This window comes from Gudongella sp. QWL-04 (assembly GCF_058683975.1).
Window position 1 is genome coordinate 1,609,182 of the sequence record NZ_CM178754.1, and the last position, 18,711, is coordinate 1,627,892.

The window sequence follows — 18,711 nt, forward strand, 5'->3', positions numbered from 1 at the left end:
CCTCTCCCATCTTTTATAGATTAATTTAACTATATATTACAGTATAAAAGCGTTCTTGTAAATAAAAAGCTGGGTTTTTAACCCAGCCATTTTGCTATTAGAATAAGCCTACTATTTCTCCGCTTGGAAGTATATCAATGCTGTCCGCTGCCGGAACCTTTGGAAGTCCTGGCATAGTCATTATCTCTCCTGTCAATGCAACAAGGAATCCAGCACCTCTTGAAACCTTTATATCTCTTACGGTTATTCTGAAGTTTCTTGGTCTTCCAGCGATCGTCGGGTCGTCTGTCATTGAGTATTGAGTCTTAGCCATACAGATCGGCATCTTGTCAAAGCCCATTTTTTCTATATTTGCTATTGTCTTTGAACATGCGCTGGTAAAGTCTACTCCGTCTGCTCCGTATATCTCCTTGGCAATCTTTTCGATCTTGGCCTTGATAGAATCCTCAACGTCATATAGAGGCTTGAAGTTGGCTTCTCCCTTCTCTACTACCTCTACTACTTTTCTGGCAAGCTCCTCTCCGCCTTCTCCGCCTTTGTTCCAGACCTCGGAGATAACGGCTGTAGCGCCCAGAGCCTCGCACTTTTCTATTACGAAATCCAGTTCAGCCTGGGTGTCAGTTGGGAATTTATTGAATGCAACTACAGCTGGCACGCCAAATTTATTTACGTTTTCTATGTGTTTTTCAAGATTCTCGAAGCCTTTTGCAAGAAGCTCAAAGTTCTCCTTGCCCCAATCCTCTTTCTTGACCCCGCCGTGATGCTTAAGAGCTCTTACTGTTGCAACGATAACTGCTGCATCCGGTTTGAGGTTTCCAAATCTTGCCTTGATGTCGAAGAATTTCTCTGCACCAAGATCTGCTCCGAAACCAGCTTCAGTAACGGTATAGTCTGCAAGCTTAAGTGCTAGCTTAGTAGCAAGCATTGAGTTACAGCCATGGGCGATGTTTGCAAATGGTCCACCATGGATAAGTGCTGGTGTATTCTCAAGAGTTTGTACCAGGTTTGGTGCAATGGCATCCTTCATTAGCAATGCAACTGCTCCCTGAGCTTTAAGATCTCTTACGAAAACAGGATTTCCGTCAAATTTATATGCTACTATTATGTTGGCGACTCTTTCCTTCAAATCCTCAAGATCGCTTGCAAGGCAGAAAATAGCCATGATTTCTGAGGCAACTGTAATATCGAAGCCATCTTGTCTAGGCATTCCGTCAGGCTTTCCTCCTAGGCCTACAACTATGTTTCTCAGAGCTCTGTCATTCATGTCGAGAACTCTCCTCCAGACAACCCTTCTTGGATCTATACCAAGTGCATTGCCTTGTTGGATGTGGTTGTCGAGTAGTGCTGAAATAAGGTTGTTGGATGTAGTTATTGCATGAAAGTCTCCTGTAAAGTGAAGGTTTATATCCTCCATTGGAACTACTTGTGAATATCCACCACCTGCTGCTCCGCCCTTTACACCGAAGCTTGGCCCAAGTGAAGGCTCTCTTAAAGCTGTTATTGCAGTTTTACCTATTTTGTTAAGCCCCATTGAAAGGCCAATGTTTGTAGTGGTCTTGCCTTCACCTGCAGGTGTCGGGTTGATGGCAGTCACCAAAATAAGCTTTCCGTCTGGCTTACCCTCAAGTCTTTTGAATACGTCAAGAGAAACCTTAGCTTTGTACTTACCATAATTTACGATCTCATCCTCTGAGATCCCCAGCTTTTCAGCAACATCCTTGATTGGCAGCATTTTCGCTTCCTGAGCTATTTGCACGTCTGTTTTCAAGTAATCTCCTCCTAACAAAGTAATTTCGATTATTGATACCCAAATTACGCCCGATTTAAATCACAATAAAAGCTCATACTGGTATCTAGTATACCAAATATGAGCCTCATTTCAACCATAAACATCGTTAATATTATATCTTTTATGAGGCAAAGGCTTTCCTGTCTATGCCTTGTCACAGGCTGATTCTGTTTAAATAATCACAGCTTTGCGATATCAGTTCTGTAACCTTTATCCTTAAATTCTATCAGGTCTATCGAGTTGTAGATCCTTGCTCTGGCATCCTCATAGGATCCTGTTGCTGTAAGACTTAGTACTCTACCGCCATTGGTAAGCAGCTTACCTGCTTCAAGTCTTGTCCCGTTGTGGAACAGCATTAAATCCTCCGGCAGCTTTTCAACTCCTGATATCTCATACCCCTTTCTGTAATAACCAGGGTAACCTCCAGATGTCAACACCACCGTGACGCACGAACTCTCTTCCCATTGAATGTCTTCTTCCTTAAGGTCGCCCGACAAGGCCTTGAAAAATATCTCTCCCAGATCACTTTTTAATCTTGGAAGCACTACCTCGGTCTCAGGGTCTCCGAAGCGGACGTTGAACTCCAGAACCTTTGGATCAACCCCTTCTATCATGAAGCCTATGAATAATATCCCTGTAAAGTCATGGCCATCTTCCCCCAGACCCTTCTCAATTGGATCTAGAACTGTCTTTCTTATACTGTCCTTCATCTTAGCAGTGAACAGTGGACTTGGAGAAAAGCAGCCAACTCCGCCAGTATTTGGTCCTTTGTCACCGTTATAGATCTGCTTATAGTCCTTGGCGCTTTCCATAGGGAACAGCTTGTTATGTGATACAAAGCAAAGTAAGGAGGCCTCAGTTCCAGACAGGAACTCCTCAACCACTACCCTGTCTCCCTCCTTGCCGAATACCTTATCCTGGAGACTTTCCCTAAGTGCCTTCTCGGCTGATTGTCTGTCCTCGCAGATCGTTACTCCCTTTCCAAGGCAAAGTCCATCTGCTTTTACCACTAGAGGATAGGAAAACTCTTCTATCCCTTTCAGGGCTTCGTTGAACTCCGTAAAGGTTCTGTATCTCGCAGTGGGGATACCGTGGGTCATCATGAATCTTTTGGCAAAATCCTTACTCCCCTCCAGCTGAGCGCTGAATGCATTTGGTCCGAATATATTAAGTCCAGCCTCCTCAAAGGAATCGGTTATGCCAAGTACCAATGGTTCCTCGGGTCCGACTATAGTAAGGTCTATCTCATTCTCCTGGGCAAAATCCAGCAGCCTGTCTATATCGTTAGCTGCTATTCCAACATTTGTCGCAACCAGTGAGGTCCCGCCATTACCAGGTGCACAGTACAGCTCTTCAATTAGCTCAGATTGTGAAAGCTTCCAGCAAAGTGCATGCTCCCTGCCGCCACTTCCAATAACAAGTATTCTCATGATCGACCTCCTAGTGTCTGAAATGCCTTATTCCAGTGAAAAGCATTGCAACATCGTTGTCATCTGCTTCTTCGATGACCTCATTATCCTTTACGGATCCTCCAGGCTGAATAATTGCGGTAACTCCTGCCGCTGCCAGAGCCTTGACGGAGTCTCTGAATGGGAAGAAGCCATCAGATGCAAGAACTGAGCCTGGGGCCCTGTCTCCTGATCTTTTTATTGCCTCCTCAACTGCCCAGAATCTGTTCACCTCACCAAGACCTATTCCTACAGTCATCTTGTTCTTTGCAAGGACTACCCCATTTGAGGAGATATGCTTTGAAACCTTCCAGGCAAAGAGCATATCCTCGATTTCTTCATTCTCGGGAAATCTCTTTGTGACAGATGGCATTTCCTCACCAAGAAGCTGTTGATTTGAGTCTTGTAATAGCAGTCCACCCTGTACCTGCTTCAGCTGGAGTCTTTTCTGCTCAGTATTATTTAATCCCTCAATGACCAACAGCCTTAAATTCTTTTTGGCTGTCAGTATTTCAAGGGCTTCATTGCTGAAGGAAGGTGCGATTATTATCTCAAGGAATATATCCTTAAGCTTGTCTGCGATCTGCTCTGTAACCTCACCATTCAGAGCGACTATTCCTCCAAATATTGACTCCGGGTCAGCTGAGTATGCTTTTTCAAATGCCTCCAGTAATGTAAGGGCGCTGCCTACTCCACAAGGATTAGCATGCTTTATTGCAACAGCAGCAGGCTCGTCAAACTCCTTTATCAAGGCTATCGCACCATTTGCATCATTTATATTATTGAACGAAAGTGCCTTTCCATGGAGCTGCTTGGCCCCTGCTATGGTTCCTAATGTCCCTGAACTCTCAACATAAAAGGCAGCTCTTTGGTGAGGATTCTCACCATACCTAAGGCTATCCCTCTTTCTGTAGGGCAGAGTCAATAATTCAGGGAAGGAAACCTCCTGACTGCTATTGAAATATCCTGCTATAAGGGCATCGTAGTATGCGGTCAGTGAAAAGGCCTTCCTGGCAAGAGCTGCTCTTGTCTCTAGGGTCGTTATCCCATTAATTCTAAGCTCCTCGAGAACAGTGCCGTAATCAGCCGGATCTACTATTACTGTAACATCCTTGTAGTTTTTTGCTGCAGCCCTTATCATTGATGGACCGCCAATGTCTATGTTTTCTATTATCTCCATAGGAGTTGCATCAGCTCTTGAAACTGTCTCCTCGAAAGGATACAGGTTATTTATCACTATGTCTATTGGAACGATACCCATTGAGTCTACTACTGATTTATGGGACTCCAGGTCTCTTCTAAACAGTATCCCTCCGTGTATTAGCGGGTTCAGTGTTTTGACCCTTCCGTCCAGTATCTCGGGGAATCCGGTTACCTGGTCTATTTCCAATGCTTCAACTCCGTTTTCCTTAAGCAGTCTATAGGTTCCTCCTGTCGATACGATTTCCCAGCCAAGGCTTTCAAGGCCCTTTGCAAAGTCTACGATCCCAGTTTTATCATATACGCTGATAAGAGCTCGCTTCATCTAAATCTCCTACCTTTCACAAAAATCAGAGACTGCCTTTACCAGCAGCCTATGCTCGACCTCCAGAACTCTTTTCTGAAGTGTCTCAACCGTATCCTCGGAAAGCACGTTAACAGCCTCCTGAAAGAGTATCGGCCCGGTGTCTGTGCCCTCATCAACCATGTGTATGGTTGCCCCTGTTACCTTTACGCCAGCTTTGAGGACGGCCTGATGCACCTTCTCTCCATAGTAGCCCTTGCCGCAAAAGCTTGGTATGAGCGAAGGATGGATATTTATGATCCTGTTTCTGAAGTGCTCGATAAAATACCTGGTAAGCACCCTCAGCCATCCTGCAAGCACAACCAACTGAACTCCCTCATCCTTTAGGATTGCAGCCAGCTTCTCGTCGTACTCTTCAGGTGCCATTCCCAGCCACCTGACATATTCGGCACGGATCCCAGCCTTTCTTGCCCGTTCCAGACCAAAGGCGTCCTCCCTATTTGAAAGGACTACTGCGATCTCACCGTTTATCTCGCCAGCTTTACAGGCATCTATCAAGGCCTGGAGGTTGGTGCCTCCTCCGGAGATCAGGACTCCTATTCGCTTTTTCTCCATAGTTCAACACCCTTCTCTCCTTTTATTACCTCTCCGAGGACATAGAACTCCTCTCCTCTTCTTTTTAGAAATTCAATGATCCCTTCAGTCTCAGCTGGTGATGCTGCAAGAACCATCCCTACGCCCATATTGAAGGTTCCGTACATCTCTTCCTCGTCAATGTTACCCCAAGACTGGATCAGTCTGAAGATGGCAGGAGTATCTATTGTTCCAATATCAACCTTTGCCCTCAACCCCTCCGGAAGCATCCTTGGTATGTTCTCGTAAAAGCCGCCTCCAGTGATGTGCGACATTCCCTTGACTTTGTATTTTTCAACTATTTCATATACAGGATCCCTGTATATCCTAGTAGGCGTAAGAAGCTCCTCGCCCAGTGTTTTGCCAAGCTCTGGATGAAACTGATCCAAGTCAAGTCCTAGCTTTTCAAGAACCAGCTTTCTTACCAGTGAGAACCCATTGCTATGAAGTCCGCTGGATGGAAGTCCGATTATTAAATCTCCCTCCTCAATGCTTTCACCTGTTATTATTTTTGATTTATCAACTACCCCAACTACAAATCCTGCAACATCATACTCGCCATCGTTATAAAAGCCTGGCATTTCAGCAGTTTCTCCCCCTATCAGAGCACACCCTGCCTTTACGCAGCCATTGGCTACACCCTCTACTATGCTTGCCATCTTTTCGGGCACAAGCTTCCCTGTGGCTATGTAGTCCAGGAAAAACAGAGGCTTTGCTCCTTGACAAAGGATATCGTTAGCGCACATAGCGACGCAGTCCTCTCCTATCGTATCATGCCTGTCAGTTAAAAATGCCAGCTTCAGTTTAGTGCCTACGCCATCTGTACCGGATACCAGAACCGGTTCAGTCATTCCAGTCATATCCAGCTGAAACAGCCCGGAGAAGCCTCCCAGCTCTGAGAGTACTCCGGGTATATGTGTTTTCTTGATAAAGCTTTTTATGAGCTGGACCTCACGGTATCCTGCTTCCTTGTCAACGCCTGAATCCTTATACGTCAAAGACATTTCTATTTCCTCCTGTTATTCTTTATCCACCGGATAGCTTCCGCTGAAGCACCCCTTGCAGAATCCATTGTCTCCACCTGTTGCCGCCACAAGACCTTCAAGGCTTATAAAATACAGTGAGTCCGCTCCGATTTCTTCAGCCACTTCATTTATACCCATTCTGCTGGAAATAAGGTTTTCTTCTGAAGGAGTATCAACTCCCAGGTGACAGCTGTGCATTACCGGTGGGGACGCTATCCTCACATGGACTTCCTTGGCTCCTGCGTTCTTAAGCATCTCAACTGTCCTCTTCATAGTGGTTCCTCTTACAATTGAATCGTCCACCAAAACGAGTCTTTTCCCTCGGATATTCTCCTTCAACGGGTTAAGCTTTATCCTTACCCCCTGCTCCCTTATCTCCTGGGTAGGCTCTATAAAGGTCCTGCCAACATATCTGTTCTTTATCATGCCCTCAGCATAGGGTATGCCCGATGCTTCGGCATAGCCTATTGCGGCAACGATTCCTGAGTCAGGCGCTCCGATGACTATATCCGCGTCGGTTTCAGAGAATTCTTTGTAAAGCCTTTTTCCGACCTCAAACCTTGCCATATAAACACTCTTTTCATCCATTATGCTGTCCGGTCTCGCAAGATATACAAGTTCGAATATGCAAAGACTTCTCTTTGCCTGATCCAAGTGGATACTTCTAAGGCCGTCCTTGTCGATGACTATTATCTCACCTGGTTCCACATCTCTTACAAAATCCGCACCAACAGCATCAAATGCGCATGATTCTGAGGCTATCAGATAATCTCCATCTAGCTTGCCTATGGATAGTGGCTTTATTCCATGAGGATCCCTTGCCGCGACCATCCTGTCACTGGTCATTGCAACGATCGCGTAGGATCCTCTGACCTCTTTCAGTGCTTTGATCATGGCTTCGTTCAAGTCGTCCTTGTGATATTTTGCAATCAATGCAGCTATTACCTCTGTGTCAAGGTCTGTCTGGAATATGGAGCCTGAGTCCTCCATTTCATCTCTCAGGCCTCTGAAGTTTACTATACTGCCATCCATTGCTATGGCAAGAGCTCCTCTTCTGTAGCCCACTACTAAAGGCTGCGCATTTACCTTGTTCTTAGCTTCGAACTGAGCTGCATATCTCACATGGCCTATTGCGATGTTTCCCCTGAATCTCTCCAGAGATTCCTTTGATACGACCTCATGGATAAGGCCAAGGTCCTTTATATAGTCGATGAAGCCGTTATTGTTTACCGCCATACCGGTGCTGACCTGCCCTCTGTGCTGCAGTGCATACAGTCCGTAATATATGACTGGCGATACGTGATTTTTTTCAGCACTGAATATTCCAACTATACCACTCAATGGTATTCCTCCCTATTTTTGGTTTAACTCTTCATCAGCCTTAATGGTTTCCTCGGCCATCCTTACCTTATAAGCCTTGAACTTCTCTCTCAGCTCAGGATACTTGACAGAAAGGATCTGTACTGCCAGAAGCCCGGCATTCTCTCCACCATCGATCGCAACTGTTGCCACAGGTACTCCCTTGGGCATCTGAACCACTGACAGCAAGGAATCAAGGCCGTCCATGGTTGATGACTTTGCCGGTACTCCTATTACAGGAAGTGGTGATATACCTGCCAGCACTCCTGCAAGATGTGCAGCCTTGCCAGCAATTGCCACTATAACCTCAGTTCCTTTTTCCTCTGCACTTTCAGCAAATTCCTTTGCAACATAAGGTGTTCTGTGAGCGGATATTACTCTAAGCTCATTATCCACTCCAAATTCCTCTAATACCTTTATTACCTTATCGCCTATCGGCTTATCAGATGCGCTCCCCATTACTACGCTTACCTTCATCCTGCACCCTCCTATTCGAAATATCTGACTCCGGAGACGAATATTCTCTCCTCGCCTCTTATTTGTACGTTCTTGTAGATATCTTTACCCTTTCTGTCGATCGACGCCACTGTACCCAGCACTCTTCCGTCAGGGCTTGTCATGGACTCGATAGCCAACTGCGCTCCCACAGGATTGAACTCTCCATCCCCCGTAGGTCTTTCTCCCATCACAAACTGAGTAGCTACCTGGCCTTTGCCTATCATAGCCTGCCCATTCTTGCCGAGAAGCACTCTTCCCTCTTTGGTTGCCACAGGTGCTGTAAATATTTCTCCCACAGCCATCTCGTTGAACCAAGGTGAAAGATTGCTCACAACCTTTACGTCCACCAGCTTTGAAACAAACTCACCCATTCTGTTATAGGAGACTACAGTTGAGCCGGCATTCCTTTCAGATATTTTACCTTCCTCTATAAGACCCAGCTTCATTAGGCTGTTAAAGCCTGTACCTATTCCTAGTATCAGTCTGTCTTTGGCCGATAGATGTCTTTCTATAGCTTCCTGAAGCCTTTTATTCCTGAAAAGCATATCTATTAGCTTACCAGCTGCTTCAGGCTCATTTCCTAAAAGGAATCCATGTGCAAGCCCCAGTATCTGGCATTTCTCTATTCTTTCTGACAAAATACTGATCGATTCCTCGATATGTTTTCTGTCAAGGCTCTTGAATACGAATGTCTCTACATCAGCCCCAGCAGCCTTAAATGCTGCTTCCATATCATATTCACCGTGAGTACCTGTAAATAACGGGATCAGTACCTTTGGTCTGGTTATTTTTATACTTGAAGTCTTTCTTTCACCTTTAGTATATACAAGTTCCTGAAGGAATGGTTCCCCATTGTCCTTGACCGGAAATACCTCATCGAGCACTGATGTAAATCTGTGCTGCAGCTCTAAAAGTGGTATCTCTTCTCCATCTATTTCTATAACCTCTTTGGCTTGAGTATGTCCAACCAGCTTCCAGCCCCATTCATCTGCTTTCTCAACAGCAGCTTCATCCAGTTCCAGCAATAGATCTCCGATTAGTGGCATGTAGATTCCCTTGCCTCTTTTGTCAAAGCTGAAACCGATCCTGTTGCCAAGGGTCATCTCTGCTGCAGCTCTTGCCACTCCTCCGACTTTTATTGTGGATGAGGATAGTATCAAACCTGAGTCCGCAAGCTCCTTTACTTTCCCATACTCAGTCTTGAGCTGTTCAAGGTCTATGAGCATATCCTTGTCTCTCTTAAGCTCAACCAGTGCAACAGGCGACCCTGTCTTCTTGAATTCTCTGGAAACAAGGTTATTGACCTTATCAGCAACTACGGCGAAACTGAATAATGACGGTGGAACGTTTATATCCTCAAAGCTTCCGCTCATACTGTCCTTTCCTCCAATGGAGGGTATATCCAGGGCCTTTTGGACGGTGAATGCGCCGAGAAGGGATGAGAATGGCTTCGCCCATTTGACAGGGTCATCTCCAAGCCTTTCATAAAACTCCTGGAAGGACAGTCTTGATTTAGTGATGTCTCCTCCCATGGCAGCAAGTCTTGCAAGTGATTCGACGACTGCATAATATCCCCCATGAAAAGTGCTCCATTTAGCCATTTCAGGATCATAGCCATAGGTCATTATCGAGCATGACTTTGTATTTCCACTCAATACAGGCAGCTTTGCGGCCATACCCTCCTGAGGTGTAAGCTGGTGTTTCCCTCCAAGCTGCAAGAACACGCTTCCTGATCCTATAGTATTGTCAAATCTTTCAACCAGTCCCTTTTGGGAGCAGGTATTCAGCTGAGACATGTTGGCGAGGAAATCCTCTTTCGAGCTTTCTCCCTTTATCCATTCCGGAAGCTTTGTAAGATATGGCGATCCCTCCGGCTCTACAATGTGTACTCTGCTCTTTTTCCTGATTCCGCTGGTTTCAATGAACTCTCTGTCTATGTCGATTATGGTGCTTCCCTTCCACACCATTTGGACTCTATTTTCATCAGTTACCTTAGCGATGACGGCTAAATCAAGATCCTCCTCCATGCAAAGATTCCTGAAGCTTTCAAGATCCTTTTCAGCTATTACAACTGCCATTCTCTCCTGAGACTCTGAAAGCGCTATTTCTCCTCCATCCATACCCGGGTACTTGACTGGCACCTTGTCCAGATCTATATATAAGCCATCTGCAAGCTCGCCAACTGCTACAGCTACTCCTCCAGCACCAAAGTCATTGCATTTTTTTATTAGTCTAGTAGCCTCAGGATTTCTGAAAAGTCTTACGATCTTTCTCTCGAGAGGTGGGTTGCCCTTCTGAACCTCTGCACCTGCTGTGGCCAATGCATCGCTCTTTTGCTCCACAGATGAGCCTACTGCCGCACCAAGACCATCCCTGCCAGTTTCTCCACCGATAAGAAGTACCAGATCAGTAGGCTCCGGCTTTCCTCTCTGCACCCAATCCTTCGGAGCAGCTGAAACCAATGCTCCAAGCTCCATTCTCTTTGCCATGAAACCATCGTCGTATACCTCGTGTATAAAACCGGAGGTCCCGCCGATCTGATATCCGTAGGAGCTGTAGCCGTCCATAGCCGTTCTTGTAATCTTCCTCTGTGGAAGCTTTCCCTTTCTGGTCTCCTCAATAGCTCTTCTTGGGTCAGCCGCACCGGTGACCCTCATGGCCTGGTAGACATAGCTTCTCCCTGAAAGCGGGTCTCTGATCCCTCCTCCGAGGCATGTAGATGCACCGCCAAATGGCTCGATCTCAGTTGGATGGTTATGAGTCTCATTTTTAAACATCAACAGCCATCTTTCAGTTTTTCCATCTACGTCTACATCGATTTCTATGCTTGCTGCGTTTATCTCATCAGAAACCTCCTTATCATCAAGAAGCCCCTTCTTAGTTATCTCTCTCATGTTTATTGTTGCCAGGTCCATTAGGGACATGACCTTGGTGTTTCCATGGGCGAATTGTCGGGACTCCATATAGCTGTCCAGAGCTCCTTGGAAAAGCTCCTGATATATACCTGCATCAATCTTCACCTCAGTAAGCTCAGTCATGAAGGTTGTGTGCCTGCAGTGATCAGACCAGTAGGTATCAAGCATCTTAAGCTCTGCTATGGTTGGGTTTCTGTCCTTGCTCTTGAAGTAGTCTCTGCAATGTGTAAGATCATCTATATCCATCGCAAAGCCCAGCTCTATCCTAAGCTTTTTAAGATGCTCCACATCAGAGGATATGAATCCCTCTACAACAGGGATAGTCGATTCATTCTCCTTTTCCTCTTGCCAATAGAACTGGTCCAAAGGAATTTCCTTTGCCTCGATAGGATTGATAAAATATGATTTTAGTTTGTTGATGCCTTCTTCATCCAGGCCCTTTATCTTTACAAGCCTTGAGGTCTTGACCCTAATTTCATCAAAGCCCAAGTAGTTCCTTACGATTGCTTCTGTCGAATGCTGCCTTTGGTCATACTGACCCTTATGATATTCAACTCTGAAGGCAAGCTCCCCTTCCTCCAGTTCAACCTTCGATGCAGGAGTTTTGTCCATTGCAGGATCGAACAATACCTTTGATTTTATCTCCTCTGCCTGATCGTTAGTTGCATACACCAGGTCATATATAGTTGAAACCGAAAGTTGTTCTATTCCCTTTAGTCCCAAATATCCCTCAGCTTCCTTAAGAAGCCTTTTTCCTTCGATATTGTGCTGGGGTTTTTTCTCGATTATGATTCTTTGATGTTCCATTTTATCCTCCTTTAAAATTAAAAGCCCAGACGGGTAGGCTTAAAAGCGAAACCTACCCGCCTGGGCTTTTCTCCCTTCGGTGTAATACAACCAATGTATCTGTGCCGCTTGGACCAGCAGAGGCTTTACTCCCGGAACCCTAGGCACACTTTCGCTCATAGACAAATGATTTACGGTCATTTAGTAGAGACGTCTCCCCCCTATTGGGAGACTTATATGAGCATTTCTCTATTCGTTTAACATCAACTGCTCCAATTTCAGCGGCTCGATATATTCTGAGCCCTTAAAAGCTCTCATGTTCCCTCCGGAGATCTCATCGATAAGAGCTATGTGATTATCCTCTCCGACTCGTCCAAACTCAAACTTGATATCGTAAAGCTCAAGATCCTTCTTCGCCAGCTCTTCCTTTACAACTGCGCCGATCTTCTTAGTCAGTTCGGTAAGAGTTCTATATTCCTCCAATGTCATTATGCCAAGCATTGCCAGACCATCATCTGTTATAAGAGGATCATTTCTGTCGTCGTCCTTAAGAGTCACCTCCACGTATGCGTCCAGCTCCTGGCCTTCAGAGACGTATTTTCCGTATCTTTTAAGGAAGCTTCCTACTGCTCTGTATCTGCAGATAACCTCTACTCCCTGTCCAAAAAGGGCCGCCGGAAGAACTGTCATAGTATTGTTTTCAATATCTGCTGATACGAAATGGGTTGGGATCCCTTTTTCATTTATCTTTTCAAAGAAGAATGTAGTCAGTCTCAGTCCGGCCTTCCCTGCTCCTTCAATGCTAAGTCCAACTGTGTTGGCACCGGGATCGAAAACCCCGTTTTCTCCTGTTACGTCGTCTTTGAATTTGAGAAGATAGTTTCCATCCTCAAGTTTGTAGACATTTTTTGTTTTGCCGGTATAGACTAGTTCCATGATTTCCTCCTTCTACATCAATACGAATTTTAGTACGAACAGCACTGCTAAAAGCCACATTACCTTAGATATTTCTTTAGTCCTTCCAGTTAAAAGTTTAAGTATAACATAGGATACCATACCAAACACGATCCCGTCAGCAATACTATATGCAAATGGCATCATTACGATAGTCAGGAAAGCAGGTATAGCATCGGTGAAGTCATCGAAATTGATCTTCTTGATCGGGCTCATCATAAACAAACCAACGATTATCAGTGCAGGTCCTGTTGCTGCTGCTGGGATCATTGTGAATAAGGGAGCAAAGAAAAGTGCCAGGGCAAACATTGCCGATGTAGCAAGGGATGTAAGTCCTGTCCTTCCACCTCCGGCTACTCCGGCAGCACTTTCTACATATGTTGTAACTGTACTTGTTCCCAAGCACGCTCCTGCTACGGTTCCGATAGCATCAGCCATAAGCGCCTTTCCTACTCTTGGAAGCTTTCCATCCTTATCGAGGAAGCCTGCCTTAGAGGAGACTCCAGCCAGGGTCCCTACTGTATCGAAAATGTCAACGAAAAGGAATGTGAATACTACTACCAACATCTCCATGGATAATATCTCTTCCATTCCAACAAACTTGAATGCTACGTTAGACAGTGACGGCGGAAGACTGAGAATGCTAAAACCTTCAGGGATCATTGTAACTCCCAATGGGATGCCTATTAAAGTTGAAGCGATTATACCTATAAGGATAGCTCCGCTTACGTTTTTAGCAAGCAGATAGCCGGTAATTATTATGCCGAAAAGTGCAACTGCAACTGAGCCTGATGTAAGATCCCCAAGTGCAAGGACCGTTCCATTTCCAGGAACTACGATCCCAGCTCCGCTAAGTCCTATTATTGCAATAAAAAGACCTATACCAACTGAAACTGCATGCTTGAGATTTGTGGGTATAGAGTCGAAGATCGCCTCTCGTGCTTTGACTAAGGATAAAAGAATGAAAATTATACCTTCTATAAGTACTGCTGTTAGTGCAAACTGCCAGCTTTTACCCAAAGGTCCGAGAACTACTGTGAATGCAAAGAATGCGTTCAAGCCCATCCCGGGTGCAAGTGCAAATGGGTATTTAGCATAAAGAGCCATTATAAGGGTTGCTATCATTGAAGAAACTACCGTTGCTGTAAACACTCCGCCTGCATCCATTCCTGTTGCTGAAAGCATACCTGGGTTAACTGCCAGAATGTATGCCATAGTCATGAATGTTGTGATTCCTGCAAGAATTTCCGTCTTTACTGTTGTTTTGTGCTCCTTCAATCTAAAGAAACTCTCCACTGATTGATCCTCCTCCAAATTTTATTTTGGAAAAAAATATAGCCCAGGTGGGTAGGTCTAGCGAAACCTACCCGCCTGGGCTTTTATCCCTCCGGTGTAGTGTGGTGAGCACCTGTACCGCTCGGACCAGCTGGGAAAATCCCACGGAACCCTAGGTACACTTTCGCTCATAGTGACATGATTCTCGGTCACGTCCTAGATACATCCCAACCATATTTTGGGAACTATATGAGCCATATTTTCTTCACATTCTGAGTGTAGCAATATTAAAAGGATATGTCAACTTGATTTTGAATTAAACATAATTCTTTAACAAATCCTTAATTTCAGACGTTTTAAGAACCTTGCCAGCAGAAACGACCTTTTCATTTACAACTAAAGCCGGGGTGGACATAACTCCATATCCCATGATCTTTCTGAAGTCAGTTTCCTTCACAATCGTTGCATCAATACCGTTTTCCTTGACTGCTGCCTCAGTATTTTTTGTGAGCTCGTCGCATTTTTTGCAGCCTGTTCCAAGAATCTTAAGTTCCATTTTCCATACCTCCCTTGATTATATCAATAAATGACTGAAGCCATTAAATACTAAGCCTATAATAAGTATACCCACTGATACTATTCCTACAAAAATTCCCAAGAGCTTTGGTTTGACGACCTTTGAAAGCATGATCATTGAAGGTAGGGACAAAGCTGTTACAGCCATCATAAAGGACATCACTGTCCCAATTCCGACTCCCTTTGTAACAAGTGCCTCCGCGATGGGAAGAGTGCCAAATATATCAGCGTACATTGGTATCCCAACCAAAGTTGCGACTAGTACTGAATACCATTTGTCCTGGCCAAGGACTGCAGTGATTACACTTTCCGGGATATAGTTATGGATAATAGCTCCTATACCCACTCCAGCAAGAATATAGATCCAAACCTTTTTGATTATATCCTGTACCTGGATTTTTGCAAACTGAAGTCTTTGTCCGGTAGTCAGTTCTTCCTGATCCAGGTCAAGCAATGGATTATTGAATACATAGGATTCAACATATTTCTCAAGCTTTGCCTTACTTATTATTGTACCGCTTATAACTGCGAGGATAACTCCTACCACGACATATGTTATTGCTATACGCCAGTTGAATATACTGGCAAGAAGAAGCACTGATGCCAGATCGACCAATGGCGATGATATCAGGAAGGAGAAGGTTACTCCTATTGGAAGTCCTGCGCTTGTAAACCCGATAAATAACGGGATCGATGAGCACGAACAAAAAGGTGTGACTGTACCCAGCAGAGCAGCCAGTATGTTCGCAGTTATCCCATTGAACCTTCCTATTATCTTCCTCGTCCTCTCTGGGGGAAAGAAGCTTTGGATATATGAAATTCCAAATATAAGAAATGAAAGCAACAGGAAAATCTTTATCGTGTCATATATAAAGAAGTGGAGGCTGTTTCCGAATCTTGTCGTCATATCAAGACCAAGTACGTTCTCGACAAGACGTTGGACCAGGTTGTACAGCCACTCCATTTTAAGAAGCTGAGAGTTTAGCCAACTAAAAATCGTCATTTTATTCCTCCTGAAAAGCGATGTTAAATCGAATTATTTCGATGTTAATACCAGTATAATTAAGTGTTAAGAAAGTGTCAAGAGAAGAAAGTGAATAAGTAAAAGTTAATAGTGAATAGTTTAAGATAAAAGTCCAATCAGTAAAATAACACAAGTATAGGCAATTTTAATCATTTTGGCATTTTCTTACTCATGGATCTGTTTACTATTCACTGTTCACTATTCACTATTCACTGTTTCTAATTCATCGCTCTCATCGAGTTGAGTACAGCTATAACTGCTACGCCAACGTCTGCAAATACGGCTTCCCACATTGTTGCAAGACCTCCCGCTCCAAGTAGAAGAACTATTCCCTTGACTCCAAGTGCAAAAGCGATGTTCTGCCAGACGATAGATCTGGTTTTTCTGGCTATTCTCAAGGCTTGGGGAAGCTTCTCGAGATCATCTGTCATAAGGACCACATCGGCAGCCTCAATTGCCGCATCTGAGCCCATTGCACCCATTGCAATGCCAATATCCGCCCTTGCCAGAACAGGCGCATCATTTATTCCATCACCTACAAAGGCAAGCTTTTTCCCCTTGGCACCATTGACCATCAATTCTTCAACTATACCTACCTTGTCCTGTGGAAGAAGCTCATAGTACACCTTGTCTATACCAAGGTCGGCTGCAACTCTCTCTGCGGTACTCTTGTTGTCGCCAGTAAGCATTATTACTTTTTTTATCCCCATTGTTCTCAGTTGGGATATTGCCTTGCCTGCATTAGATTTGACATTGTCTTCAACTGAAATATGCCCCTCATAAATACCATCCACAGCTATATTGACAATAGTACCAACAGTATTGCCATTTCTATTTAGGATCCCTCTTTCATTAAAAAGTGAATCATTGCCAATGAGAACTATTCTGCCATCAACAGTTGTCTCGATTCCCAATCCTGCATGCTCCTTATGACTTGAATTATTTCCATTCTCTACCGGCTTACCATATGTCTCCAAAATTGACTGGGCTATCGGGTGAGAAGAATGAGCCTCAGCGATTGCAGCCAGCTTTAGCAGTTCTTCCTTTGAGAGCCTGCCTTCAGTATATATTCCTGATACCTTGAATCTACCCTCTGTCAAAGTACCCGTCTTATCGAAAACTATAGTATCCATATAGTTGAGAGCCTCCAGGTAGTTTCCTCCCTTGACTAGTATCCCGTTTCTGGATGCTCCTCCAATTCCTCCAAAAAAACCCAGTGGGATTGAGATCACGAGAGCACATGGGCAGGATACTACCAGGAATATAAGCGCCCTGTAGATCCAGTCGGAAAAGCTCGCTCCAGCTATTAGCATAGGAGGCAGTACAGCCAAGAAAAGTGCCGAAAAAACAACTGCTGGTGTGTATACCCTTGCAAACCTTGTTATAAAGCTTTCTGTCGGAGCTTTTCTCGCTCCGGCATCCTCAACCAACTGAAGTATCCTTGAAACCGTTGATTCTCCGTATAGCTTTGATACTCTGACCTTCAAAAGACCTTGTCTGTTTACAAAGCCTCCAAGCACTGAGTCGCCCACTGTAACATCTCTCGGAAGGGATTCTCCGGTAAGTGCTGCTGTATCCATTGATGAAGATCCACTGATGATAATGCCGTCAAGAGGAACTCTTTCTCCTGGCTTTATAAGTATGTCCTGACCTATTGAGATGTCCTGAGGTGCTACTTTTCTGCTTCCATCTCCCTCAACAAGATTTGCGTAATCAGGCCTGATGTCCATAAGAGACGCAATGGATCTTCTCGACTTGTTTACAGCTATGTCTTGAAAATACTCGCCTACCTGATAAAACAGCATTACGGCAACTCCCTCAGGGTATTCTCCAATGGCGAAAGCACCTATGGTAGCGACAGCCATAAGAAAGTTCTCGTCAAATACCTGACCTTTGGTTATATTCCTCAAAGCTCTTAGAATGACCTCTCCTCCTGCCAAAGCATAAGCCGTTAGAAATAAAAGCAGACGCGGTATCCCTGCTATAGGAAATATTAATCCAGAAACAAATAGAACAGCTCCTATTGCCACGTATCTCATATTCTTTGAATCGTAAGAGCCCCCGTGATCATATCCGTGGTCATGCTCTATTTTTTCGTCTATTTGATCCTTATCCAATACCTTTACGTGTGGTTCGAAAAAGTTAACTATCTCAACTGCTTTTTCTGATACGGTTCCTACCATCTCCTTGTCCTCTATAGTTACCTTAAGCGTCTTGTTAAAGAAATTAAGAGCAGCTTCATTAACTCCCTCCAAGGAATTTATCTTAGCTTCTATCCTAGAAGCACAACTTGCTCAATCCATACCCTCAAGGTAAAACTCCTTGATTATCATTTCTCCGCCTCCTCCTTGTGATGATCATGTGATATATGGACAAGTCCTTGGTCGAGGATATTTTTGACGTGATCGTCGTCCAAAGAGTAGTAAACCACTCTGCCATCCTTTCTGTACTTTACAAGTTCAGCCTGCTTCAGTACCCTCAGCTGGTGAGAAATAGCAGACTGATTCATATCAAGAAGGACAGCTATGTCGCAAACACAAAGCTCCGATTCAAAAAGTGCCAAAAGGATCTTCATTCTTGTCTTGTCTCCAATTATCTTAAAAAAACCGGCTGCTTTATATGCAAGCCTGTCACTTGGCATTTTATTGATCACCATATCTACCTTATCCTGGTGTATGACATTGCAGTCGCAGGTTGTAGATTCAAGCTTTCTGTTTTCCATACTATGACCTCCTTATATGAATACTTGTTCATATATTCAAGTATATTATACCCGCTTCTCATTAAACTTTCAATGATATTATTTAAAGGATCTTACTTGTATAAGTACAGGTAAAAATTACTTCAAGTTAAGTTTTTAACAAGGCTCCAGCCATTCTTGTAACCTGATTGTCACACACTCTGCCAAATATTCATGTATAATTT

The 18,711-nt window shown here is 44.3% G+C and carries 14 protein-coding genes and 2 riboswitches; all 14 genes read right to left on the reverse strand.

Annotated elements, in window-relative coordinates; genetic code table 11:
- Nucleotides 1-97: 97 nt before the first annotated feature.
- Nucleotides 98-1,768, reverse strand: a complete 1,671-nt coding sequence (locus tag AC4PHB_RS08110; RefSeq protein ID WP_492135944.1) for a formate--tetrahydrofolate ligase — start codon at nucleotides 1,766-1,768, stop codon at nucleotides 98-100.
- 200 nt (nucleotides 1,769-1,968) lie between these two features.
- On the reverse strand, nucleotides 1,969-3,219 hold the full coding sequence (gene purD / locus AC4PHB_RS08115) for a phosphoribosylamine--glycine ligase (RefSeq protein WP_492135945.1): 1,251 nt from the start codon (nucleotides 3,217-3,219) through the stop codon (nucleotides 1,969-1,971).
- 10 nt (nucleotides 3,220-3,229) lie between these two features.
- A complete protein-coding gene (purH, locus tag AC4PHB_RS08120) occupies nucleotides 3,230-4,762 on the reverse strand; it encodes a bifunctional phosphoribosylaminoimidazolecarboxamide formyltransferase/IMP cyclohydrolase (protein WP_492135946.1) in 1,533 nt (510 codons plus the stop codon).
- A gap of 9 nt (nucleotides 4,763-4,771) precedes the next feature.
- Nucleotides 4,772-5,356: a phosphoribosylglycinamide formyltransferase gene (gene purN / locus AC4PHB_RS08125; protein WP_492135947.1), complete on the reverse strand. Its 585-nt coding sequence runs from the start codon at nucleotides 5,354-5,356 to the stop codon at nucleotides 4,772-4,774.
- Entirely contained in the window at nucleotides 5,338-6,378 is a 1,041-nt protein-coding gene (gene purM / locus AC4PHB_RS08130; protein WP_492135948.1) for a phosphoribosylformylglycinamidine cyclo-ligase, read from the reverse strand. Before purM ends, purN begins: the two co-directional genes overlap by 19 nt.
- A gap of 15 nt (nucleotides 6,379-6,393) precedes the next feature.
- Entirely contained in the window at nucleotides 6,394-7,740 is a 1,347-nt protein-coding gene (purF, locus tag AC4PHB_RS08135) for an amidophosphoribosyltransferase (protein WP_492135949.1), read from the reverse strand.
- Nucleotides 7,741-7,752: 12 nt separating this feature from the next.
- A complete protein-coding gene (gene purE, locus AC4PHB_RS08140) occupies nucleotides 7,753-8,235 on the reverse strand; it encodes a 5-(carboxyamino)imidazole ribonucleotide mutase (protein WP_492135950.1) in 483 nt (160 codons plus the stop codon).
- An 11-nt stretch (nucleotides 8,236-8,246) separates the two neighbouring features.
- Nucleotides 8,247-11,978 (reverse strand): phosphoribosylformylglycinamidine synthase, encoded by a 3,732-nt coding sequence (locus AC4PHB_RS08145; RefSeq protein ID WP_492135951.1) that lies wholly within the window; start codon nucleotides 11,976-11,978, stop codon nucleotides 8,247-8,249.
- A 138-nt stretch (nucleotides 11,979-12,116) separates the two neighbouring features.
- A riboswitch (purine riboswitch) is annotated at nucleotides 12,117-12,218 on the reverse strand.
- Entirely contained in the window at nucleotides 12,207-12,893 is a 687-nt protein-coding gene (locus tag AC4PHB_RS08150) for a phosphoribosylaminoimidazolesuccinocarboxamide synthase (RefSeq protein WP_492135952.1), read from the reverse strand. Its footprint overlaps the riboswitch before it by 12 nt.
- A gap of 12 nt (nucleotides 12,894-12,905) precedes the next feature.
- On the reverse strand, nucleotides 12,906-14,207 hold the full coding sequence (locus tag AC4PHB_RS08155) for an NCS2 family permease (RefSeq protein WP_492135953.1): 1,302 nt from the start codon (nucleotides 14,205-14,207) through the stop codon (nucleotides 12,906-12,908).
- A 150-nt stretch (nucleotides 14,208-14,357) separates the two neighbouring features.
- Nucleotides 14,358-14,459, reverse strand: a riboswitch (purine riboswitch).
- Nucleotides 14,460-14,502: 43 nt separating this feature from the next.
- Nucleotides 14,503-14,742 (reverse strand): thioredoxin family protein, encoded by a 240-nt coding sequence (locus tag AC4PHB_RS08160; protein WP_492135954.1) that lies wholly within the window; start codon nucleotides 14,740-14,742, stop codon nucleotides 14,503-14,505.
- Nucleotides 14,743-14,760: 18 nt separating this feature from the next.
- Entirely contained in the window at nucleotides 14,761-15,765 is a 1,005-nt protein-coding gene (locus tag AC4PHB_RS08165) for a permease (RefSeq protein WP_492135955.1), read from the reverse strand.
- 239 nt (nucleotides 15,766-16,004) lie between these two features.
- Complete coding sequence (locus AC4PHB_RS08170) at nucleotides 16,005-17,825, reverse strand: heavy metal translocating P-type ATPase (protein WP_492137757.1); 1,821 nt, start codon at nucleotides 17,823-17,825, stop codon at nucleotides 16,005-16,007.
- A gap of 290 nt (nucleotides 17,826-18,115) precedes the next feature.
- The gene (locus AC4PHB_RS08175) at nucleotides 18,116-18,508 is read right to left on the reverse strand and encodes an ArsR/SmtB family transcription factor (RefSeq protein ID WP_492135956.1); all 393 of its coding nucleotides are present in this window, start codon (nucleotides 18,506-18,508) and stop codon (nucleotides 18,116-18,118) included.
- Nucleotides 18,509-18,711: the final 203 nt, after the last annotated feature.